Raw genomic sequence first — 21,897 nt, 5'->3', positions numbered from 1 at the left:
GGAAACTCAATTAACTTCTGCTGAAATTAACGAAAAATTACTTACAGTATTAAAAATTTAGATTGCGACATTATGTACACAAAAAAATGGGTGCTTGAAACCACCAGATATTTATGCGATCTAGGTTTTTTTGAGGATTACTGCAACCTTCCAGACGAAGAACTAATTGAAATAATAATCTTCCTCAGAAGAACCTCCCCAGAAAAGCGAGACTATTACTCAAGTTTAGCACCCGATCGCTTATTAAGTCTAGATGAAGTTAATTATCAAGCACCTATAGATCCAAGCACAGACAATAAATTATTCGATGAAGAGAAGGATTATCAGATCCTTGAACTCGATACCAAGCGAGTCATTTGTGGTTACACAGATCATCTTTATGGTGATGATTGGCCACCATATAAATTTGAGGATTTTGTTAAATTGCTGGAGGAACTATCAAAAATTTCTCGTGGAAATTTTATACCGAATGAAATAGTTGAATCAGGTGAAGAACAAATCTCATTTAAGTTAAAGTATTGTAATTTTGTTCCAGTATATTGCAGTTTTGTCCCAAATGGCCCACCAGACGATCCGTTCATTTTAGCTGGTGATATCAACCCAACACTTCTAGGAACAGGATATCAGTTTGAATATTTAGATTGTGGCGATCCTATTCTACTTATGCTGCTATCTGAGGATGAGAAACGCAAATTAATACAAGATAGGGGATGGAAGTTTCTACCTGACTACTGGATGTTCGATCCTACAGAGATTTCTCCATATATGCAGTTAAGGAGAAACCTACAATTACATCCTATTGAGTAAGCATCACTGAGTAGTTGCCAAGGAAAGTAGGCAAACGAATCATATTGAACGATACAATTTGACCTTCCGGGGAAGTTGTCGCTTTTGACTCTTTTGCGACTAATTTGCTTGTTGGAGATAATAATTATACTAGGGATATTTTTGTCTGGAGTGAAAATATCTAGTTAGCAAAAAAAATTTTTGTAAAAGTATTGCATTAATTTAGGAGTTGTGCTTTAATGTTCTAACGAATCGGTTCTAATGGACGCCAACCGTTAGAGGAAAGGGGGAAAGTTCGGTGTAAATCCGTCGCTGTCCCGCAACTGTGATGAGATACTTTATTATCTCTTAGTCAGAATGCCCGCCGAGGAAAATAGTAACTTTATCTAACATCTGCGAGGTACGGATGATGACTAATATGGTATTGACAAAATGGGAATGCCCCTTAATCAAAAGCTTTCGCTACAGATATTTAGACAGAGTTTATTTAAACCAAACTCTCGGAAACAACTACTAATTAAAAAGAAGTAAATTAGCATTTATCTTTATCTTTTGTGGATTTAATACCCCACCATAATCACCTCCCTTAAAATTGCTTGGGGTGCTAATTTTCTCTATGCAATTTTCCCTTTTGCCTTATTCAATAATGAAGAAAAAAATAACAGCTAGAAAGTTAGCAAAAAGTACAAAAAGTGCTTCGGAATCTACTGTTAAAAACAAGTAATAGGAGCGATAGTTAACGGTGGGATTAATAGCGATCGCAACTTCTTTGGTATTAGCAAAGAAGTTGCGATAGAAAGTCTTGCATAAATTTCAAAAGAAATAAAATGACAACAGTAATAGGAACAGAAAATTTGGATAATATTTGCTTTTTATCCTTAAATCAGTAGAGGATACTACTGGACTGACACATATTCAATGGTGCCCTGCGACGGATTGCTGAATTCCTTTCATAGTCTGAATTTAAGCCGTATAACGCACCCTACTGGACTGTTTCACCTAAAATAGTGCATTAGGCGTAGGTTGGGTTGAGGCACGTTAGCGGAGCTTATCTGAAGGATAAACCCAACAATAAAGCTTTGTTGGGTTTCACTGTCGTTCAACCCAACCTACATTTTTAGTTAAATCTGGGCAGTTGGCAAGGAAAGTAGCCAAATTAACCATATTGAATGACGCAATTTTACTTTGCGCCAGTATGTTTTACGTTTAGTCGGAAAATATTGATTTTGAGGCCATTAATTTTTTAAACTTGACATTATCAAATTAAACAGTTAATAATAAAAAATCTAATTAAAAATTATCTGTTGCCAAGCTTCTCAAAGTCATTGGTCAAGATAATATATGCTTTTTACCCTTATCACTGGAGGGTATGCCCTTAATAATTGAGAGGTTTCATACAAAAATTAATGAGAATAAATATTAATAAAATTTTCAAATATGCTCCCAGTATTCTGAGTAGCACATTATTTATAGCCAATCCGGCCCTGGCCACTCCCCCAATACAAATCGCCCAGGCATTTCGTCCCCTACCAATGGATGACGCCTCATTAGTAATGCCTAGTGTATCTGAGCTAGAGGCAGAAGAGACAATAGATCAAGTAACATCTGTCTCCCAATTATCAGACGTGCAACCTACAGATTGGGCATTCCAAGCATTACAGTCATTAGTCGAACGTTATGGTTGTATAGCAGGTTATCCTGATGGTACCTACAAAGGCAACCGTGCCATGACTCGCTTTGAATTTGCAGCAGGTTTAAATGCTTGCCTAGACAGAATTACAGAATTAATTGCAGCAGCAACCACAGACCTAGCTACTAGAGAAGACTTAGCTACATTGCAACGACTACAAGAAGAATTTGCCGCCGAACTAGCAGCATTGCGAGGTCGTGTAGATTCTTTGGAAGCACGCACCGCCGAACTAGAAAGCAATCAATTTTCCACAACCACTAAACTCAATGGTGAAGTTCTGTTTTGGTTAAATGATACTTTCGGGGAAAGAGCAGCAGCGCGTGGAGAATCTTCTGGCAATGACAAAACTGAGACTACCCTTTCTTATCGCGTCAGACTAGAGTTTGAGACTAGCTTTACTGGAGAAGATTTGCTCTTTACTCGTCTACAAGCTAATAATCTTAACGAGTTGAGCGAACCAGAACTCACCAATACCTTAATGACTCTTGCCTCTATTGATGAAGGAGATGGTAGTGATGATTTTGGTATTGACCTGATGTTCTATCAGTTTCCCATTGGAGAACGCGCTCAAGCTCTCATCGGTCCGATTGGAGTTGACCTAGATGACGTTTCTACAATACTATCACCTTTTGCAGAAGAAGGGGATGGTACTATCTCTCGCTTCGGACGACGCAACCCTACCAGTTTCAGAGGTCCAGCTAATGCAGGTCTGAGTTTTAGCTACGCATTTAATGATAAGTTTCAGGTCAATGTTGCTTATTTAGCAGACGATCCGGCAAATCCTGCTGAGGGTGCGGGTGCATTTAATGGTGCTTATAGTGCATTAGGTCAGGTTGTGATTGAACCTAGCGATCGCTTGGCATTTACCCTGGGTTATGTGCGTAAGTATTGGGTTAAGGATGGGGTTGATATTACTAATGGTACTGGTAGTTTCAAAGCTCAAGATCCTTTTGATGGTCTGGCGACAACTGCTGATAATCTTGGATTTCAAGCTAATTGGAGAGTGAATGAAAAGTTTGAAGTTGGCGGTTGGTTTGGTTCCACCTGGGCACGACCTGAAACTAGCAATGGTGATGATGACGATATTACTATTATTAATGGAATGTTGTATTTTGCTTTCCCAGACTTATTGAGAGAAGGAAATCTTGGTGGTCTGATGGTTGGTGTGCCTCCCATTGTTACTGATGGGGGTGATGATGATGCCTTGAAGGATGATGATACATCTATACATATAGAGGCAATTTATCGTTTTCAAGTTAATGATCATATCTCTTTGACTCCTGGTTTATTTGTGATTACTAATCCTAATCACGATGATGTTAATGATACTATTTGGATTAGTACATTCCGGACTCAGTTTGTGTTTTAACTAGAATCGGCGATCGCTAATATAGAACCCATTTGGGATCTATGATTGGCAAGTGTGGGAGGTGTGGGAGGTGTGGGAGGTGTGGGGAGTTTGGGAAGTACAAGACTCAAAAAATGTAGGGGTTTGGTCTCCAAACCCTCCACTAACTAGGAGTTTTAACCAATACTGATGGTAGAATTATATCACTTCCGTTGCGAGCGCGGATTTGATATTACTTCCTCAACTTACAAATGTTAAGCATGAATACGAATTTAAAAATTTGTGCTATTCAAATCCTTTTTTACTCCGTACGGACGCCCTTATGCAACGTCCCTTACTCCTTACTCCTTACTCCTTACTCCTCAGTAATACGATAACTAATTACCCGGATTCTATATAACTCCTGACTCCTGATGACTCTTAAAAATAATTGTTGCGCCCAGATTTTTTTACTTGGTACAATGCTGTATCAGCACTCCGAAGCAATGTGCTACCATCTAAACCATCTTGAGGATATAAGGCAATTCCAATGCTAACTGTGACATTGAGGCAATGACCTTCTAAGAGAAATTCTAGCTGCATAGCTTTAATCAATCTCTGGGCAATCTCGATTACATCTTCTTGAGTGCGAATTTCTGGTAAAATAATCCCAAACTCATCTCCTCCCCAACGGGCAATTAAATCAACTTCTCTCAAACAGGCAACAAGACGCTGAGTTACACTCTTTAATAATAAGTCCCCAACTGAGTGACCTAATGTATCATTAACTTCCTTAAACCGATCTAAATCAAGAAACATTATCGCCATCATTTGGGAATTTTCAGCAGCATAGGTAATAGCTTGGGAAAGTTGGCGATCGAATAAAGTTCTATTTGGCAGGTTAGTGAGAGGATCGTGCAATGCTTGATACTCAATAGTCGCTTGTTTTTGCTTTTCTCTGGTAACATCTCGAAAAGTCAAGACCTGACCAACAATTTCCCCTGATAATTTTTGAGGATGGGAATAATACTCAATAATACTACCATTTTTTAATCTTAATAAATCTCGTTGTTGGGCATTCTGTTGCATTAGTAATGCTTTAAAGCTGGCAGCATCTGCTTCGATCAAAGCTGCTAAAATAAAATCAACTAGCTTTTGACTATCACTTTTTGAAGTTGAAGCAGGTAGATGCCAAATTTCAGCACACTTTTGATTAAAAATGATCGATTTTCCCGAATTATCTAGGACAAGAATGCCATCCGCTGTTGCTTCCAGAGTCGCTAAGAGTAATGATAAAGAGCTTTCTAACTTGGCATTAATTTCCTTGAGCAGCGCATTTTGTTCAGCAAGTTGTTGTTCTCGAGCAAAGCTTCGCAAAGCTTCAGAAACCGTGAGTATCAGATCGGTTTCATCCCAAGGTTTAGGGATGTAGCGGTATAAAGCAGCAGCATTGACAACATTCCCAACCGAATTAGCATCAGCTTTACCAGTCAGCATAATTTTTAGAGTTCTGGGATAAAGCTTGTGGAGTTGAATCAACAAAGCATCTCCTTTTATCCCCTCCATCCAGCGATCAGAAATCACCAAAGGAATTTCTAAGCTTTCCTGTGTTAATTCTGCACAAAGACAAAGTGCTTCTGCACCACTGCTAGCTAACTCAATATCATAGTCTTTGCCAAAATGGCGCTTGAGTTGCTGTCCTAAAGTGGTGAGAATTGTCCATTCATCATCAACACAAATAATTGCTCCTTTCATCTTTTACTGATTCAAAGCTTGACTAATAATTTGCTGTAATTGTTCCTCTGACCAGGGTTTGTAGATGCAGGCATAAAGGTTGGCTTGTTTTCTCGCACGCTCAATAGCTTCCTCATCAGCTTGCCCAGTTAGCATCACGGTAACAACTTTAGGAAAGCGTTGATGAACTTCAGCTAAAAATACATCGCCTTTAACATTAGGCATTAACCAATCAGAAACAATGGCCAGAATTTGCACGTCTTCCTCTTCTAACTCATAAATCACATCCCAAGCTTCTTCAGCACTTTGGGCAACCTCATAAATATATTTATTGCCAAAATTACGCTGGAGTTGTTCTTTGAGAGCCTTCAGAATAGGCATTTCATCATCAACACAAATAATTGCTGTCTCAGACATAATTCACCTTTGTAAATACTTTAAAAATTTAATGGGAGCCAACAGGCAACCCTATATAAAATACAGTATTTCCGGGTTGGCTGTCTACCTTTATAGCTCCCTGGTGTTTGTCAATAATTTTCTTGCAAATGTGGAGTCCCAAACCACTCCCCTCACCTGCTGACTTGGTAGTAAAAAAGGCATCAAAGATTTTGGGTAGCTGTTCTGACGGAATACCTGCCCCGGTATCTTTTATACTTACTTGAATCCCATTTTCTTCTTGATAGGTGGTAATAGTCAGTGTCCCTCCTGATTCCATAGCTTGAATTGCGTTGTGAACTAGATTTGTCCAAACCTGAATCAGTTCGTCGGGATATCCCCATATTTCAGGAACATCCTGATAATCTCGAATTACATCAATATTCCGTTTTAGTTGATTGTGATAGATTTCCAGTACAGTTTCTAGCCCGTTAACTACTTTTATCAACTCCTTCTGGCCATTATCTTGAAAACGAGCATAGCTTTTGAGGGCAAAAATTGTCTTAGAGGAACGTTCAACGGCGCGGAGGATAATCTGATTGTTAGCAAAGGAGGAAGTCAAGTTGTAGGCAAATTCGATCGCCCATTCTCCATGTTGACTTTTGACTAGGGGCAGCCACAGATCGGGTGTTTCGGGAACTCCCATATCTGCTAAGAGGTTGGCAATATATCGAGCATTTTCAATGTCATGTTCTTTAAGTTGAGCAGTAATTTTACGTTTGAGGGCGCGAGTTTCCTGAGAGGCAATTGAGGGTGTGTTTTCCAGTGATTGAGTGATTAGCTGAAAAAGGCTTTCTTCTGCTTGACAACTGAGACGTTGATGTAAATTGGGGATTTCATCAAGAACTTCTTTTAAAGCCTTCTCGCTATTGTTTGCTGAGGCTTGAATTGCGCCGAGGGGATTATTAATTTCATGGGCTATACCTGCAATTAGTTGTCCTAAAGCAGCCATTTTTTCTTGTTGAATTAATTGATTCTGTGTTTTTTGGAGATCTATTAAGGTAACCTTTAACTGCTCATTTTTATTCAATAATCTTTGACTATATTTATAGGATAAAATACCAATAACAAAGGCAGCCATTATTAAAGCAAAGGTTGTTTCTATATCGGCAAGTTTTCGAGTTTGCTGATGCTCCTCGGTATACTTTTCTTCTAGTCTTTCAATTTCAGCATATAGCTCATCGAAAACTTCATCAATTTGAAAAGTACTCATCTCTTTGGCTTCTGTAATTTTTTTCTGAGCAACTAGCTCCAAAGAATTGTTCATTACAGTTTGATAACTGGTATATAAATCCCAGAGATTCTCTAGATTTTCCTGTTGTTCAAGTTGCCTAATTTCTTCAATAATCGTTTCAGTAGTTTCTTTATTTTCCGCAAGTTCTTCAGTTAAATTTTCATCAATTTTACCTTTAGAAATAGCCTCCCATTCCAGAGAATTAAGTCGGCTAGCTTGCTCTTTTAATTGAGTTAAGAGTAGTCTAGCTTCACCACTCTTTTCTGTAATTTGATTGAGTTGGTAAATCACAGCAGCACTGGCGATCGCTACTATCATTGCTGAGACAAATATAAATCCTGCTGGTAATTTAGATTTGAGCTGGGGTAAAGGAGAAATCAGTTTCACATTGAGCATAGTTTAAAGTTTTGTGAAATGGTCTATATATAGCAACCCTATTTCAATTATAACATTTTGATATTAACTAGGAGTCAGACTTCAGCTAGAATCTCCGTTAGATTGACTAGATAAAGAAGTTATAATTTTAAAAGTTTTCTAGAAATATTTACTGAAATAAAATTACAAAAAAAAATCAGCTAATGAATTATTTTTAGAAAAATACTACATATATAGCAATCCTAAATAGAATGTAATATTTTATCGTCAGGGTTTGGTCTCTAAACCAAAGGAAAAATGGGATTTGGAGACCAAATCCCTACAGTTTTTTTTTTCACAAATAATTTATAATTGCTATAGTAAGCATAAGTAGTTTGGGTAATTAAATTTCACTATGTCTGAAGCAACTTAAATGGAGTGGAAACAATATAAATGTTTTTGCTGATTTATATTTTTTTCATATTTAGGTTTATTTATACCTACCTACTTATTACGTAAGCATTCAGCTTTCAGCTATCAACTTTCAACCGTTTGAATTGTATGGTTTGAAAACTAAAAATCTTTGTTCTGGTGCTTCAATTTATGGGTTGAAAATGTGGTATAAGATAAACGAATTCTTGCTTCATTCATTTTTTAGCTGAGAGCTGACTGCTAATAGCTGAATGCTTACCTTATTACTAAGAAAAGTCAAATAAGCGTGCTAAATCAAATTATGGAAGACATCAACGATCAAATTTTCAATATGTTGGGAGATTTTTGCGGTATTTTTGGTCAAAAAGAAGTTTTTACTTTACTACTAGCAATGAACCGAGAAAAAGTTTACAATGACTTCTTAAAAGCTGAAGCTGGTTTTAATAGTGATAAACTAGCTATTCTAGATCAAGGCATTAATAATTCTCCCTATCAAAACCAAGTAGAAAATTATCCAGAATATTTAAAAATATTGCCTAGTTTAACCATACCAGGAGGAAAAGCTTTTCCTGATGTTGGCGAACTTCCAGACATTGATGAAGAAGCACTTAGTTTTCTTCATCCTGACATTAAAGAAGCTTGTATTTGCATAGCTGGTAGTGCTGACGGACAGTTTAAATCTCGTTGGTTAGGTAGAAATGCTCTGGATAAATGTCAGTATTGGAGTTCTACTAAAATCATTCCAATTTTAAATGTTATTTGTTCTCTTGATAGCGATATTAATACCTGTCAAATTCGAGGCGATGGAAAAAATTTAGACTTTAATGAAGCTGTAGAAGATGTGATTACTTATGCAAAAAAGGTAGGTAGTTCTAATGCCTTGAGTGCCATGTTTAAATCCTTCCAAACTTATGTTCATTTAGAATCATGGTTAAAGGAAATTACAGGTAATAATCATACAGAATTTCAAGGTTTATATGGTGAAGAACCATTTATTATGTCTCCTGAAATTGTACAAAATAATCAAGTTTTATTGAATGCTGTATCAGAAAGTAAAAAGCGAGAAGACCAAACTGGAGAAAATACTGTTACTGCTTACGACTTAACTAGAATTATGTCAATGGTAGGATGGTATTATCACTTACCAGAACCAGCAAAATTACCAGGAATGTCTTGGGAAAATTTGCAACCTTTTATTCGTAATCTTGGTAAAGATACTGCTCGTTATGTGGATGTTGCTCTAGAAAAATTAGGGATTCAAAATAGTATTAAATCTCCTGTTATTTTATCTAAAATGGGTTTTGGATATAGCAGCAGTCGTAAGCGTACAGAACTTACTTATACTTGTTTTACTCAGTTTGAATATCAGGGAGAAGTTAAGTCTATAGCTATGACTTTGCGGGGTGCAAAAGCGTTAGGAGATTTTGAGAAAGAAGCAGTAGAAATAGATGCTCGGATGGCAGCAGAAGTAACAGAAATTTTCAGAGTTTTAGTAAGAGATGTTGAAGGAATGACAGGCTACGTGGAACTCTTGTTTCAAGATGTTTTCTAATAAAAACCGGGTTTGTATTTGATATCTCTGGAGAAGAGGGAGTAGTAGGGACGTTTAGCTAACGCACAACTTTCCTAGGTGATGCGAGCAAAAGTTTTTCATGTCGCGACAGCGGTTAGCGTTTGCGGAGCATTCCGTCAGGAAAGCTTTGCCCTCGCAAAACGCGGAGCGACATGGAAAGCGGAGTTCCCTATATAAAAACGTATTAATGCTCAAGCAACGTCCGTACAAGAGTAGAGATCAAGAGAAAAGAATTGATGATTTATATAGGCTTTGCTGTATGAAAACATATAGCTACCGCACAAGATCCAAGCATATGTACTTCATACTTCTACAACTATTGTCCAATAAATAAATCAAACATCAAGCAACAAGCAACCTTAGATAAAAAAAAGGCTGAAACTTATATCTGTAAAGGCTTTTAGCGATTTAACTATTGGCCAATAAATGAATAAAGCATCAAGCAACAAGCAACCTTAGATAAAAAAGGCTGAAACTTATACCTGTAAAGGCTTTTAGCGATTTAACTATTGGCCAATAGAATAATAGAAAGAGGGTGATATAGCTGCCACTAGGTTCACCCTTCATGTCGGGGACAACCGAAAAGCGTAACGGATGTTCTATGGCTATTACAACAAAGCCATTTATATACGATAATTGATTTTATTTTTGATTATCGGAGATGTCTATTAGATACAGCAGATTCCAAGTATATGAAGTACACATCTTAACAATTACAGCAATGCATGAGGATAGTGAGGTACAGTTGGCAGTTCAGACTTCCAGCCTGTAACAAGATTTGCAGTTCAGGCTTCCAGGCTATAACAACCTGGAAGGTTGTGTTACCAAAACTATTAACAAGCTTACTTTAACAAAATTTTGTACCTCATATCAAATCCGGTAGTATCGGTAGAATTCAAGACTCTCCGGGGTTTGGTCTCCAAACCCTCCACTAACTAGGAGTTTTAACCAATACTGATGGTAGAATTATATCACTCCGAAGCCAGCGGATTTAATATCACTAACTCCGAAATTGCTGTAAGTATTCCCATAAGTATTCCCAGTGCGAGCATCTTGCTCGCACTGGGTATATCTCACCAAGGTGGAATCTGCTGTATCTGACAAGACTGACATCTACTCACACAAACCCCGCTTCTCTGAAGTCAGAAGTTAGAAGTTAGAACTCAGAAGTTGTTTTTGTAGAAACCAGAAACCGGGGAAAGTATTACTGACTCCTGACTCCTCCCTCGTTCTCCTATTCCCTCCTGACTCCTGACTCCTGACTCCTGACTCCTACTTCCGATCAACCTGTATTTCGCATACCAGCAGCAATACCATTAAGAGTCAACAAAGCACCTCGTAATAACTCACTTTTACTATAACGAGAATGAATTACACCAGGAGTCCCCAGATCATGCTGACGCAAGCGCTTCAATAAAGCAACCTGTAACATCCCCAGTGGAATAATAGTCGCATTTCGCAACTGTACAGAACGTTGTAAATCTGGATCTCCATCCAAAGGTCGTTGATGACCAGAAATTTGTAGCACTAAATTCCGTGTCAGGCGATACTCACTAGCAATTTGCTCAAATAACTGCTCAAACCGTTCCCGATCTTCTGGTTTGGATAACTCGCGCACATAATAATGAGCAATTTCCAAATCTACCTTAGCTAAAGTCATTTCCACCTTAGAAATCACAGTAGTGAAAAACGGCCACTTCAGATAAAAATATTGCAAAAGTTTCAGGTGTTCTTCTGGTTCTTTTTCCACAAACTCTTGTAAAGCAGTTCCCACCCCATACCAAGCAGGCAAAAGGAAGCGACTTTGAGTCCAGCTAAACACCCAAGGAATTGCCCGTAAACCAGAAATTGTTTTCTTCTTATCATTTTTCCGCCGAGCAGGACGAGAACTAATTTGTAGTTGACTAATTTCCTGCACCGGAGTCACTTGATAGAAAAATTCTACTAAATCCTCTTGTTCATAAATCAGATTTCGGTAATGAGTCCGCGATCGCACCGCCAACTCCTCCATGATCTGATTCCAAGCTTCAATTTCATCAAACCCTGTATGTAGCAAGCTAGCTTGAATCACTGCAGTAGTAACATTTTCCAAGTTATACATTGCTAACTGAGGCAGAGAATATTTAGACGCCAGAACCTCTCCTTGTTCAGTAATCTTAATTCGCCCACTAATACTCTTTCCAGGTTGAGCTAAAATCGCTTTATAAGCTGGGCCGCCACCGCGTCCGACAGAACCACCGCGCCCATGAAATATCCGCAAGGCAATGTCATACTCCATGCCGATCTTATGTAAAGCTTTTTGAGCTTTATGAATTTCCCAGTTACTACTCAGGAACCCAGAATCCTTATTACTATCAGAGTAACCCAACATCACCTCTTGCAAATAAGGAGTTTCTAACTCAGACTTAAACTCAGGGTTTGACTCTTTTAGCAATTTATCATATCCACCAGCAAGTGCAGCGCGATACAGAGACAACTCAAATAAATTGTGCATTACCCGAGGAGCATTTCTCAAGTCTTCCACTGTCTCAAACAAAGGAACTACCTGAGTGCTACTTATACCAGTTGCCGGATCGTAAAGTCCTGCCTCTTTAGCTAATAACAACACTTCTAATAAATCGCTAACATCCCGACTCATACTAATAATATAGGTTTGGCAAATTTCTTGTCCAAACTCTACCTGCAGTTGTCGCAGCATTCGGAAAGTTTTAATGATTTCGCAAGTTCTCTCAGAAAAAGGTAACTCTGTGGGAATTAATGGGCGACGAGTAGTCAACTCTGTTGACAACCACTCAGTCCGCTCTGCTTCCGACATTTCTATATAAGGTTTAGGTAGAACTTGTAAATATTCGGTAATCTCCTGGATCGTCGCTTCATGGACAGAAGATTCCTGACGGATATCCAGTCGCGCTAAATTAAAACCAAAAATTTCTACCTGAGAGATCAGATTTTCTAAGTCACTACAACTTAAATCAGTTTCTTGGAGGTTACGCTGAATTAGTTGCAATTCAGCCAGAAAATCAGCACTAGACTGATAAATACCTGTTGTTTCTCTACCTTCAGAGAGAACTTCTTTTGCTCTTTGAATTTCATCACCATTATATAAACGTTCGTTGCGAGCGCGAGTATTTTCTAAACGCTTTTTCACATAAGATAACTTCAAGCGATAAGGTTCTTGGCGATAGCGAATTGCCCATTGATCGTATACTTCTGACATTTGTATATGATCGCGGTCTAGAGAATCTAACAATTCTGGTAAAACATCACTCCAATGTAGAGATAAACTCAAAAGTTCTCTCAGGCGATCGATAGCATTAATATACTTATCCAATACTATCTGACGTTGGTAACAGGCAGTTTGCCAAGTCACCGCTGGCGTACAAAAAGGATTTCCATCACGATCAGCTCCTACCCAAGAACCAAACTTACAGAAATTGTAACTCGGTGCCCTCAGATAAGGGAAAGAATTATGTAAAGCTTGCTTAAACCTACGATGTAGTTGGGGAGTAGCATCAAATAGAACTTCATTAAAATAATGAAGAGTAGTTTCTACTTCATCTAATACACTAGGTTTAAATTGATGTAGTTCATCTGTACGCCACCACAACAGAATTTCTTCTGTTAACTGTTCTTTGAGAGATTCTGTTTCCCAAGATGAAACCAAACTATTTTCTTCTTCTCCATTTACTTGTAGTTCAGAAAAACTTTCATCTACCCGATCGAGTTCTTGGAGAATTTTGGCAATGCGTCGTTGTTTTGTTCTAATTGTTCGTCGGACAATTTCTGTAGGGTGCGCTGTAAACACCAAACGGATGTCTAAGTTATCAATTAATCGTTGAATTAATTGCGATGGTACATTGAGAGTCTGTAGTAGGGGAAATAAATAATGGAATGTACCCTCTCCTTCAGGTTTAGTTCTGTTATCGTTCCAAACTGGTATACTGCCAACCCGCAGGGAACAGCTATCACCATCCTTAACTACATCATCTTTAAAGATTAGTTTTCCTGAACTATTGTTGTGAGAGTAAGCTAGTTGTTGAGTTCTTTGTTCATAATGTTGTTCTACAATATTGATGAGCTGAAAATATAGAGCAAAAGCTCGAGCTGCCCGAATTGCATCTTTGAGTTCTAGTTTTTCAATCAGTTTTTCAATTTCTGAACCTAGAAAGTTAGGAGCTTGTCCTTCTGGGGAATTAACCGAGCGCATCTTCTGGAGTATATCCACCAATTCTTGGCCACATTCTTGTCTGAGAACTGACTCCCACAAATTTTCAACTATTTTAATTCGATTCTGCAGAAACAGATCGGAAGCTGTCATTTTGGCATTTTTGAACCCTGCTTCTAGGGTTATTTCTTCTGATTGTAGTAGTGAACTCATATTGACAGTTTCTCCTTAATTACTAACATCAAAAATAAATGTATTGTTTGATACTGTTATCTTCATTGGATTGGATTTAATAGTACCAATGTCTGAAAATAGCCTTTACTAATGGATAATGGATAATTGATAATTAATCAATTCGGCTTTATTGCCTCTCTTTTACAATGGAGAATGGATAATTGATAATGAGAGATAGTTTTCATAATCCATTAAAAAGATTTCCTGATCTTCAATTCCGTTGCGGTTTTAACCAGAGGTAATTATCCATTATTCATTACCCGCGTGTTTAGCAAGTATTGTTTTTTGCTCCTTATTTGGATGTAGTTCAGTTTTGAATCCAAGTAACATAAATATTATAAATTTAGAGATTCTCATAGATTCTCATAGATTCTCATAGATTCTAGCCAACAGTTAGTAGCCCCTGTGAAAGAAGAGAAATAAACAGGGTAAAGCATAGGAGAAAGATTAGTTAGTCTTTACTTTATAAATACTGTCTCAAATTTCTCTTGAACAAGAATAAGAGTAGTTTGATCTTAACAATGGTCAAAAGTTTATAACATCACCTTAAGAAAATTCCAGCTATACACTAATTAATTTTATAGTATAGTCAAATGTCGATCTTCCAACACCCCACATTAGAGGTTACCCTGTGAAAACACTTTTAAACCACATTACTCCACCAGTTCTATAGTAATTTTCTTAATGTTTTCATAATATTTGAGCTATTCTTTACTAACAGATACAAAGTGCCAGAAACAAAAAGTCCTTAAATAAATTGATAGACCGCAACGTATTCCCCACTTTATATCACATAGCACTATATTTCGCTAGGGGATTTATTTATAGGATTTCTTAATTTTTTCGATATATTATAATTCTTTGCTGTTCCTTCTGTATAATTTAAGACAATAATTATTGTGGCTTTACCTTTACAGCAAAAAAATTTAGTGAATTATTGACATCCTTCCAATACCGTATGTCGGCGATCTCTGCCCACGTGGACTGATTTGAATTCGTTTTAGGTATTGCCAAAATCAATAGGTAGCATAACCAAGGATAGATTTCTATATTCCGTTTTACTGAACTTATCCAAACTTATCCCACTTGTGCTTAGACTTTAGAGGTGAGCTTCCTGCTTCATAAAACCGATATAATATCAAATCCGCTCGGGTTCGGTAGAAAAAAATGTTCCATCTTCAAGCATTACTAAATCTTTCTATAACTTTCCCACCCGGACCACCCAGACCACACTCTTTTTACACCAATGCTACCGGATTTGATATAAAACTTCATGTCGGAGTGACATTTTACACCTGTTTTCATTTGGGTAGACTACTGTAGGGGCGATTTCCGTTTGTCATGCTCCTAATTACGCGGAAAGCGACAGCATTCGGAACGAAATCGCCCCTACAGGGTTTTGAATATAACGTGAGGTCATCAATCTGAAAAGCGCTGTAACGTTTACGGACTAACTATGCTTAGTCCCTTGTTTCCTCCGTAACTGTCGGCAGCAATACCTGCACTGGCATCCACGGGTCTTGCCCGACCGTACCTGTCAAGTTTATACTGGCATTTAAATCTCTATACTGAGACTAGCTGATAGCTGAATGCTTAAAGCTATAATTCAACAATTAATAATTAATAATTAATAATTAATAATTAATAATTACCTCTTTTCAAAAAGAAGAGGATTGATTGAAAAAGAAAAAAATTTCTTGTTTCTCCTTGCTTATGAGAGGCTTTAAACCTTAATTATTCGGTAGGATTTCGGCTTCTGTTTTTAGCCTTGGGCCAAACGAAAAGGAAAACCCAAAGTTTATGGTGCGGGTCTTCTCACAAAATTAAGATTAAATAAAATTACAAGTCTGATGGATTTTGGGGAAAATTAAGCATTGGTAAGCGATCGCCACGGAATATTTCCTCACTATACAGGCCAATTTCTGATAATAACTCATTCATGGCTTTATTACCCAACAAACTCAGTAAAACTGGACCAGTGGCCCAACTAAGAACCAGATTGGCAGAAATTTTCCAACTGGGGGTGATAATTGTCGGATTTTCAGACGAATTTTCTCTAAAATATTGCATAAATAATTATTTTACTTAGTTGGTGACATACTGCTGTACAAGACCTACACAAATTCAGGGATTATTAGGTAAAACCTATATCATAGAAAAATTAGGTTGATTAAGATTTATGATAACATGAATTTTTGCCAAGAGTGCCAAAATAATATTTGTCAATTAATAAAGATTGCAGAAATATTGAAAATCCCATAAGTGAAATAATTTCCTGAAATTACTTAGGGCGTCAAAGTTTTGAGCCTAGAAAATCTCAATTTATGATTTATGACTTTTGACTTTCATAAAACGGTATCAGTAGTCAATAGTTAGTAGTTAGTTATTAGTAGAAAGGATTGTAGAGTTAAGTCAAACTGAGGAAATTTAAAGGTAGTAGGATTAGAAGAAATACTAGATTACCGAAAAATCAAGGTTTAAAGCCTCTCCTTTCTAGGAAAAAAAAGGAAAAAAATCCTTTTAACCAATCCTCTTATTTTTAATAATTAATAATTATTAATTATTAATTGTTAATTGTTAATTATTGAATACCCAAGCGAGGAAAGACAAAGAGTGGAGTTCGCTATTACTTATCACTCACGATTCTCCTATTTTAGATGTTACCAACTGAATAGTTTAAATGGAAAATAACTGTCTATTATCTCAGGCAAATTTAAAAACAATCGAATCAATTAACCCCAAAAAATTGAAGACTAGCAAGGAAGTTAATATTACTACATCGAGAAGAAGTAAATATTTGTGAGTAGAATGATTTTAGTTTCTGAAAAAAAACATCTTTAAATAAATTTTCAAACATCCACAAAATATCTGGCAATTCAATAGGATTTCTAGATCGAGTTTGATGATTCCTATTTTAATTATTTCTGAACTTGTGTACTTTTAGTTTTGCCTTTTGTGGTTTGTTTTGTTGCCCCTTTAGTAATATTTTTTTTACCAGCAGATGCTTTTGGTGGTGGTGGTGTAGCACTTTTCGCAGTAGGTCTTTTTTGAGGACGAAATAGAACCCCATCATGAGATTGTTCTAGTACCAACGTTGGTACAGGTTTAGCCTTTTGATCCCAATCAATATGTACAATTCGACCTTGAATAGTAGGAGTCCAATTATCATGGTCATCACTAGGACTAAGGTAGGTTTCTAAACAATCAATGATTTGATTAATGGTTTGAGAAGTTGCCTGAGTTGGTAATTTTGTTAGTTTGATTGATACCCGAAATAATACTCTTTTTTTAATATCTTTACCTGCTTCTCCAGTCTCATATTCTACTTCAAACATTGAATCAATTTTTCGCCCACTTGGATTTCCTTTTTCTCCTGCTGCTACTTGAGTAGGGCGCAGTGCCACACTAATTTGTTGTTTGACTTTTACCTTAATTTGGTTGACAATAGCAAAGTGAAAAACTTCCTCTTCCATCCGCATTCTTAAGTAATCTAAGTTAAATTCCCGAGAATGGATTAGGTCAGGATTTTTTTCCATTTTAGATATGGTTGCTACAGCTAATTTATACTTTTGCTGGAGGTCTTTATTTCTAAATTCTTCTACACTAAGTTTCTTATCAAATTGTTTGATTTTTACTTGGTGAAATATACCCAAAATAATTAGCAATACTAACAGTAATCCAGATGTACCCATCCAGATATATTCTCCTTTTGGCAAATTTGGTTCTGGTGCTGGAGAGGCTTGGGCTAATTTTGGTTCCACAAAAATAATTGGTGTTAACATAGGATCTACAGAAAATTTGACAATAAATCTACAGGAATTTAAGGCGAAAATCCGGGAGTTAATGTTTTCAGTATAAACTTCCGATAGTTATACTTGTAATATCATGTCCAGTAGCATTATTTGTGTTAAAAATTCAGTTTCAATTGGAAGAAAAGCTTCTGCCTTCTCCCCCCTTTCAAAGCTATGCTTTATAAACATCTTTCTTAACATAAAACTTTACAAAAGTGAGAAGTTATGTATTAGTTGTTTGAGAGGCTTTTTCATCATAAAAGTGTATTGAAAAATACGTTTTTTTGAAGATTCTTACTCCCCACAGGGACCACACCTCCCCATTCTCCCCACAAGGTTTTCAGGAGTTCCTAATCAGGGATAGCTTTCAAACAGGGGTAGGGGGGATGCCCTCTGCCTTCCTTCCACCAGAGTATAAGTATTTAGGCGGGCATGATATAAGTAGTTGAGGCTATTGATTGGCCTAAAAATTATAGGTTGTTGAAAATAACCATAGCTATAGGTATAATATACACTTTTCAGATAAGTTGACTTGATGGCCTTTCATTAATGGATGAATGGATAATGGATAAAAGCGCTATAAACTAGACCTGCATTTATTTGATTTGATCGTAAAAAATTACCTAAGATATTTTCAATTTTTAAGTTACTATTTTAATAATTTATATATAGGACTACGCATTCAGGTTAGGACATTTCTAAATCCTGTTTGCGGAGCATTTCCCTATCAGAAAAAGCCTTTAAAAGTCTGCTGTTACCAGTTAAGTGTTCCCTGTTTCGTAGCGCTATATATACTGCTTAATATAAGTTAAATAAAATATACAAATTGTCAAACTTCCCAAGAAATATAAAAGTATTTATACTGAATAAAATCTAGTAAAGTTGTATTTATTATGACTTGAGTATAACTAAATATCGGAAATAATTCCTATTCCTAATTGTGGCCTACGAACCTCTCCATCATAAATATCGTCCTCAGACCTTCGCAAACTTAGTGGGTCAAGACGCGATCGCCCAAACTCTGACTAATGCCATCCATACTCAACGGATCGCCCCAGCATATCTATTTACAGGACCTAGAGGTACAGGCAAAACCTCTAGTGCCAGGATTTTTGCCAAATCTCTCAACTGTCTTGACCATGACCACCCGACATCGAGTCCCTGTGGCAGTTGTGATGTTTGTATAGGAATTACAAAAGGGTCAACTCTGGACGTAATAGAAATTGATGCTGCCAGTAATACTGGTGTAGATAACATTAGGGAATTAATTGAAAGATCCCAATTTGCACCGGTGCAGTGTCGCTATAAAGTATACGTGATAGATGAAGTCCATATGTTGTCTGTGTCCGCTTTCAATGCTCTGCTCAAAACTTTGGAGGAACCACCAGAGCGAGTGGTATTTATCCTAGCAACCACAGACCCCCAGAGGGTGTTAGCAACTATTATTTCTCGTTGCCAACGTTTTGACTTTCGCAGAATTCCTCTGGAAGCAATGGTGCAACATTTACATCATATTGCTACCACCGAAAAAATTGATATTACGACTGAAGCAATACAGATGGTAGCTCAAATTGCTCAGGGTGGGTTGCGAGATGCAGAGAGTTTACTAGATCAGTTGAGTTTGTTGGCAGGAGAAATTACAGTTGAACGAGTTTGGGATCTGGTGGGTGCGGTGCCGGAACGAGATTTAATGGTACTGCTAGAAGCGATCGCCTCGGATAATTCGACTCAGGTATTGGAATGTACTCGTCAAATTATGGATCGGGGTAGGGAACCTATTATTGTGTTGCAAAATTTGGCAGCGTTTTATAGAGATTTGTTGATAGCGAAAACAGCACCGACAAGTGGAAATTTGGTGGCGTTGACGAAACCTACTTGGGAACAGCTTTGTAAATTTTCTAAAAAGTGGGAAATTAGCACTATCTTAGCTGGTCAAAAGCATTTACAAACATCGGAAGTACAAATTAAAAATACTACTCAACCTCGTTTATGGTTGGAGGTAACTTTATTGGGATTATTGCCTTCTGCATTGGCAACTTCAAGAGTAATAGTTGAGCATTTACCTCAACAACAAATAACTAGAGAAACAAGTCAAAATATTCCGGTTAAAACTACTCCAAAAACTTCACCTGAAGCAAAATCAAATCCACCTGTTTCTCTACCTCCAGAACCAAAAATATCTGAGGCAAAGGAAATTCCTACTGCATCAAAAAATGAGGAAAGTTTAGTTAGTTCTAAAGCGGTTAATATTAATCCTGAAGAAGATAATTTAGAGGGAATTTGGCAACAGGTACTTGCTGAAATTAAACTAAGTAGCCAATCTCTACTACGTCAACCCCAGCCAAAAGTTACATTATTAGAGTTTAACAATCAAGTAGCGCGTATTAGTGTTAGTTCTGATAAATGGCAGAAAATGGTAATGTCTAAAGTTACTGATATTGAAGCTGCATTTAAGAAGGTTTTTAATGTTTCGGTAAAAGTTAAAGTAGAAGTAGCAAATCTTAATCAAAAAAATAGGGGTATTAGTGAAAATATTTATCCCAATAATAGTCAAAGAGAAAGCAAAACAACAAATAATGAGAAACAACAAGAAGCTTCTAATTCTGATAATGAAGTTGCAGAAGATGAACCAGAAATTCCCCCATCATCTAATACGATAAATTCCCAGATAGAAAACAAAATTATCTCAAAAGTTTCTCTGTCTAAATCAGAATTGAATGATGTGGTGGAACATAAAAAATATCCTGAAAAAGAAAGACAGACTGTGGCGATCGCTACTCGTCGTATAGTTGATTTTTTTCAGGGAAAAATAGTAGATATAGAATCAATTAAATCAGCAGATAAAAGTAATTTACCTGTAATGTCTGAGTCTTCAGACATATCTATTTATTCTCAAATTTTTGAGTCTAAAAATAGTAATGTTGGTATAGATGAACCAGAAGAAAATGAAGAGTTTGAGTTTAATGATGATGTGGATTTTTAACCTAATTCTCATAGATTACAGCAATGCATGAGGATGGTGAGGTACAGTTGAAGATTGATCTCTATCTTTGCAGTTCAGACTTCTTATCTTTAACAAGCAGGATGCTTGAACTGCAAAAATTACTAAATGAAATTTTGTACCTCACGCGCCTCCGAAATTGCTGTAATATCATGTTCGGTTGAATACTTATAAATAATTATCAAGGAGTCAGGAGGTAGGGACGTATTGCTGACGCTTTCGCTCCGCTAACGCTGCGCGACATGTAACGCATTACAGCGCTTTTCAGTTGAGTAGACCACTAAACTCATTGTTAGGAGTCAGGAGTCAGGAGGCACGGAGTTAGGGACGTTGCTTGAGCATTAATGCGTTTTCCTTACGGAATGCTACTATTCCATGTCGCTCCGCGTTAGCGGAGCGAAAGCGTCAGCAAAACGTCCGTACGGAGGCACGGAGTTAGTATAAAAGTCCAAATTCAATCAAATATCGCTCTTGCTTACTGAAGATGATGCGGTGGATTGATCATATCATTGTGGTTTATTGATATGAAAACCGCTGTAATGTTCAAGCAACGTCCGTAGGTCCTCAGAATTGCTGGAGAAAGGAGTCAGGAGAAAAGTAGAAGTGTAATATCTTTTCCCTACTCTCAGAGCTGAAATTTTATTTACAGCGCTTTTCGGATTGATGAACCACATATTCACATTTCAAACCTAGTAGGGACGTTCCATGGAACGTCCCTACTGTGGTTTACTGAAATGAAAACCGCTGTATAATATCAAATCCGGTAGCATCGGTGTAATTAGATAGTTAATCTAAGAGTCAGGAGTCAGGAGTCAGGAGTCAGGAGGGAAGAGAATTTAGAAACATTTGCTCGCTTGATGAAGATGAAAATTTTTTTATACCGAATTAAGCGGATTTGATATAATATCATGTCCGGTAGCATCGGTATTGTATAGCAAAGGTAGGGAACAGGGAACAGAGAACAGGGAACAGGGAGGAGGGAGGAGGGAGGAGGGAACACTTACAGCGCTTTTCAGTTGAGTAGACCACTAAATTCATTGTTAGGAGTCAGGAGTCAGGAGTCAGGAGTCAGGAGTTAGGAGTTAGGAGTCAGGAGTCAAGAGTTAGGAGTGAAGAGTCAGTATCATTGTGGTTTATTCAT

Annotated in this window: 11 protein-coding genes and 1 riboswitch; of the genes, 4 read left to right on the top strand and 7 right to left on the bottom strand. The window is 37.2% G+C overall.

Going from position 1 to position 21,897, the window contains the following annotated elements; translation table 11 throughout:
- Positions 1-72 precede the first annotated feature (72 nt).
- Positions 73-807, top strand: coding sequence for a hypothetical protein (locus F6K40_RS16240; protein ID WP_293137569.1), 735 nt, complete (start codon positions 73-75; stop codon positions 805-807).
- A 215-nt stretch (positions 808-1,022) separates the two neighbouring features.
- A riboswitch (cobalamin riboswitch) is annotated at positions 1,023-1,169 on the top strand.
- A gap of 1,170 nt (positions 1,170-2,339) precedes the next feature.
- Positions 2,340-3,845 (top strand): iron uptake porin, encoded by a 1,506-nt coding sequence (locus F6K40_RS16235; protein WP_293137567.1) that lies wholly within the window; start codon positions 2,340-2,342, stop codon positions 3,843-3,845.
- 399 nt (positions 3,846-4,244) lie between these two features.
- Here the strand turns inward: F6K40_RS16235 and F6K40_RS16230 are convergent, their stop codons facing one another.
- Genes F6K40_RS16230 through F6K40_RS16220 form a run of 3 tightly spaced genes read right to left on the bottom strand, consistent with a single transcriptional unit; the run spans position 4,245 to position 7,602 of the window.
- Positions 4,245-5,558, bottom strand: coding sequence for a diguanylate cyclase domain-containing protein (locus tag F6K40_RS16230; protein ID WP_293137565.1), 1,314 nt, complete (start codon positions 5,556-5,558; stop codon positions 4,245-4,247).
- 3 nt (positions 5,559-5,561) lie between these two features.
- On the bottom strand, positions 5,562-5,954 hold the full coding sequence (locus tag F6K40_RS16225; RefSeq protein ID WP_293137564.1) for a response regulator: 393 nt from the start codon (positions 5,952-5,954) through the stop codon (positions 5,562-5,564).
- Positions 5,955-5,982: 28 nt separating this feature from the next.
- On the bottom strand, positions 5,983-7,602 hold the full coding sequence (locus F6K40_RS16220; RefSeq protein WP_293137562.1) for a sensor histidine kinase: 1,620 nt from the start codon (positions 7,600-7,602) through the stop codon (positions 5,983-5,985).
- A gap of 676 nt (positions 7,603-8,278) precedes the next feature.
- On the opposite strand from F6K40_RS16220, the gene F6K40_RS16215 reads away from it, so the two are divergent.
- Entirely contained in the window at positions 8,279-9,544 is a 1,266-nt protein-coding gene (locus F6K40_RS16215; RefSeq protein WP_293137560.1) for a hypothetical protein, read from the top strand.
- Between the two features lie 1,303 nt (positions 9,545-10,847).
- Here F6K40_RS16215 and ppc read toward each other — a convergent pair.
- From ppc to F6K40_RS16200, 4 genes are all read right to left on the bottom strand, one after another.
- Positions 10,848-13,943 carry a phosphoenolpyruvate carboxylase gene (gene ppc / locus F6K40_RS16210; RefSeq protein WP_293137558.1) on the bottom strand — a complete coding sequence of 1,032 codons (3,096 nt, stop codon included), beginning with the start codon at positions 13,941-13,943 and terminating at the stop codon, positions 10,848-10,850.
- A gap of 270 nt (positions 13,944-14,213) precedes the next feature.
- Positions 14,214-14,294 (bottom strand): helix-turn-helix domain-containing protein, encoded by an 81-nt coding sequence (locus F6K40_RS40880; RefSeq protein WP_365671686.1) that lies wholly within the window; start codon positions 14,292-14,294, stop codon positions 14,214-14,216.
- A gap of 1,509 nt (positions 14,295-15,803) precedes the next feature.
- Positions 15,804-16,034: a hypothetical protein gene (locus F6K40_RS16205; protein WP_293137556.1), complete on the bottom strand. Its 231-nt coding sequence runs from the start codon at positions 16,032-16,034 to the stop codon at positions 15,804-15,806.
- Between the two features lie 848 nt (positions 16,035-16,882).
- Positions 16,883-17,746 carry a hypothetical protein gene (locus F6K40_RS16200; protein WP_293137554.1) on the bottom strand — a complete coding sequence of 288 codons (864 nt, stop codon included), beginning with the start codon at positions 17,744-17,746 and terminating at the stop codon, positions 16,883-16,885.
- 949 nt (positions 17,747-18,695) lie between these two features.
- On the opposite strand from F6K40_RS16200, the gene F6K40_RS16195 reads away from it, so the two are divergent.
- The gene (locus F6K40_RS16195) at positions 18,696-20,738 is read left to right on the top strand and encodes a DNA polymerase III subunit gamma/tau (protein WP_293137552.1); all 2,043 of its coding nucleotides are present in this window, start codon (positions 18,696-18,698) and stop codon (positions 20,736-20,738) included.
- Positions 20,739-21,897 lie beyond the last annotated feature (1,159 nt).

It is taken from the genome of Okeania sp. SIO3I5 (genome assembly GCF_010672085.1).
In the GTDB taxonomy this organism is placed as follows: Bacteria; Cyanobacteriota; Cyanobacteriia; order Cyanobacteriales; family Microcoleaceae; genus Trichodesmium.
The sequence above is the reverse complement of the archived record's forward strand: the minus strand, read 5'-3'. Positions and strand labels throughout refer to the sequence as shown.

Coding starts and splice junctions, on each gene's coding strand:
- F6K40_RS16240 (WP_293137569.1), top strand. CDS start 73: ATGTACACAAAAAAATGGGTGCTTGAAACCACCAGATATTTATGCGAT.
- F6K40_RS16235 (WP_293137567.1), top strand. CDS start 2,340: ATGCCTAGTGTATCTGAGCTAGAGGCAGAAGAGACAATAGATCAAGTA.
- F6K40_RS16230 (WP_293137565.1), bottom strand. CDS start 5,558: ATGAAAGGAGCAATTATTTGTGTTGATGATGAATGGACAATTCTCACC.
- F6K40_RS16225 (WP_293137564.1), bottom strand. CDS start 5,954: ATGTCTGAGACAGCAATTATTTGTGTTGATGATGAAATGCCTATTCTG.
- F6K40_RS16220 (WP_293137562.1), bottom strand. CDS start 7,602: ATGCTCAATGTGAAACTGATTTCTCCTTTACCCCAGCTCAAATCTAAA.
- ppc (WP_293137558.1), bottom strand. CDS start 13,943: ATGAGTTCACTACTACAATCAGAAGAAATAACCCTAGAAGCAGGGTTC.
- F6K40_RS40880 (WP_365671686.1), bottom strand. CDS start 14,294: ATGTTACTTGGATTCAAAACTGAACTACATCCAAATAAGGAGCAAAAA.
- F6K40_RS16205 (WP_293137556.1), bottom strand. CDS start 16,034: ATGCAATATTTTAGAGAAAATTCGTCTGAAAATCCGACAATTATCACC.
- F6K40_RS16200 (WP_293137554.1), bottom strand. CDS start 17,746: ATGTTAACACCAATTATTTTTGTGGAACCAAAATTAGCCCAAGCCTCT.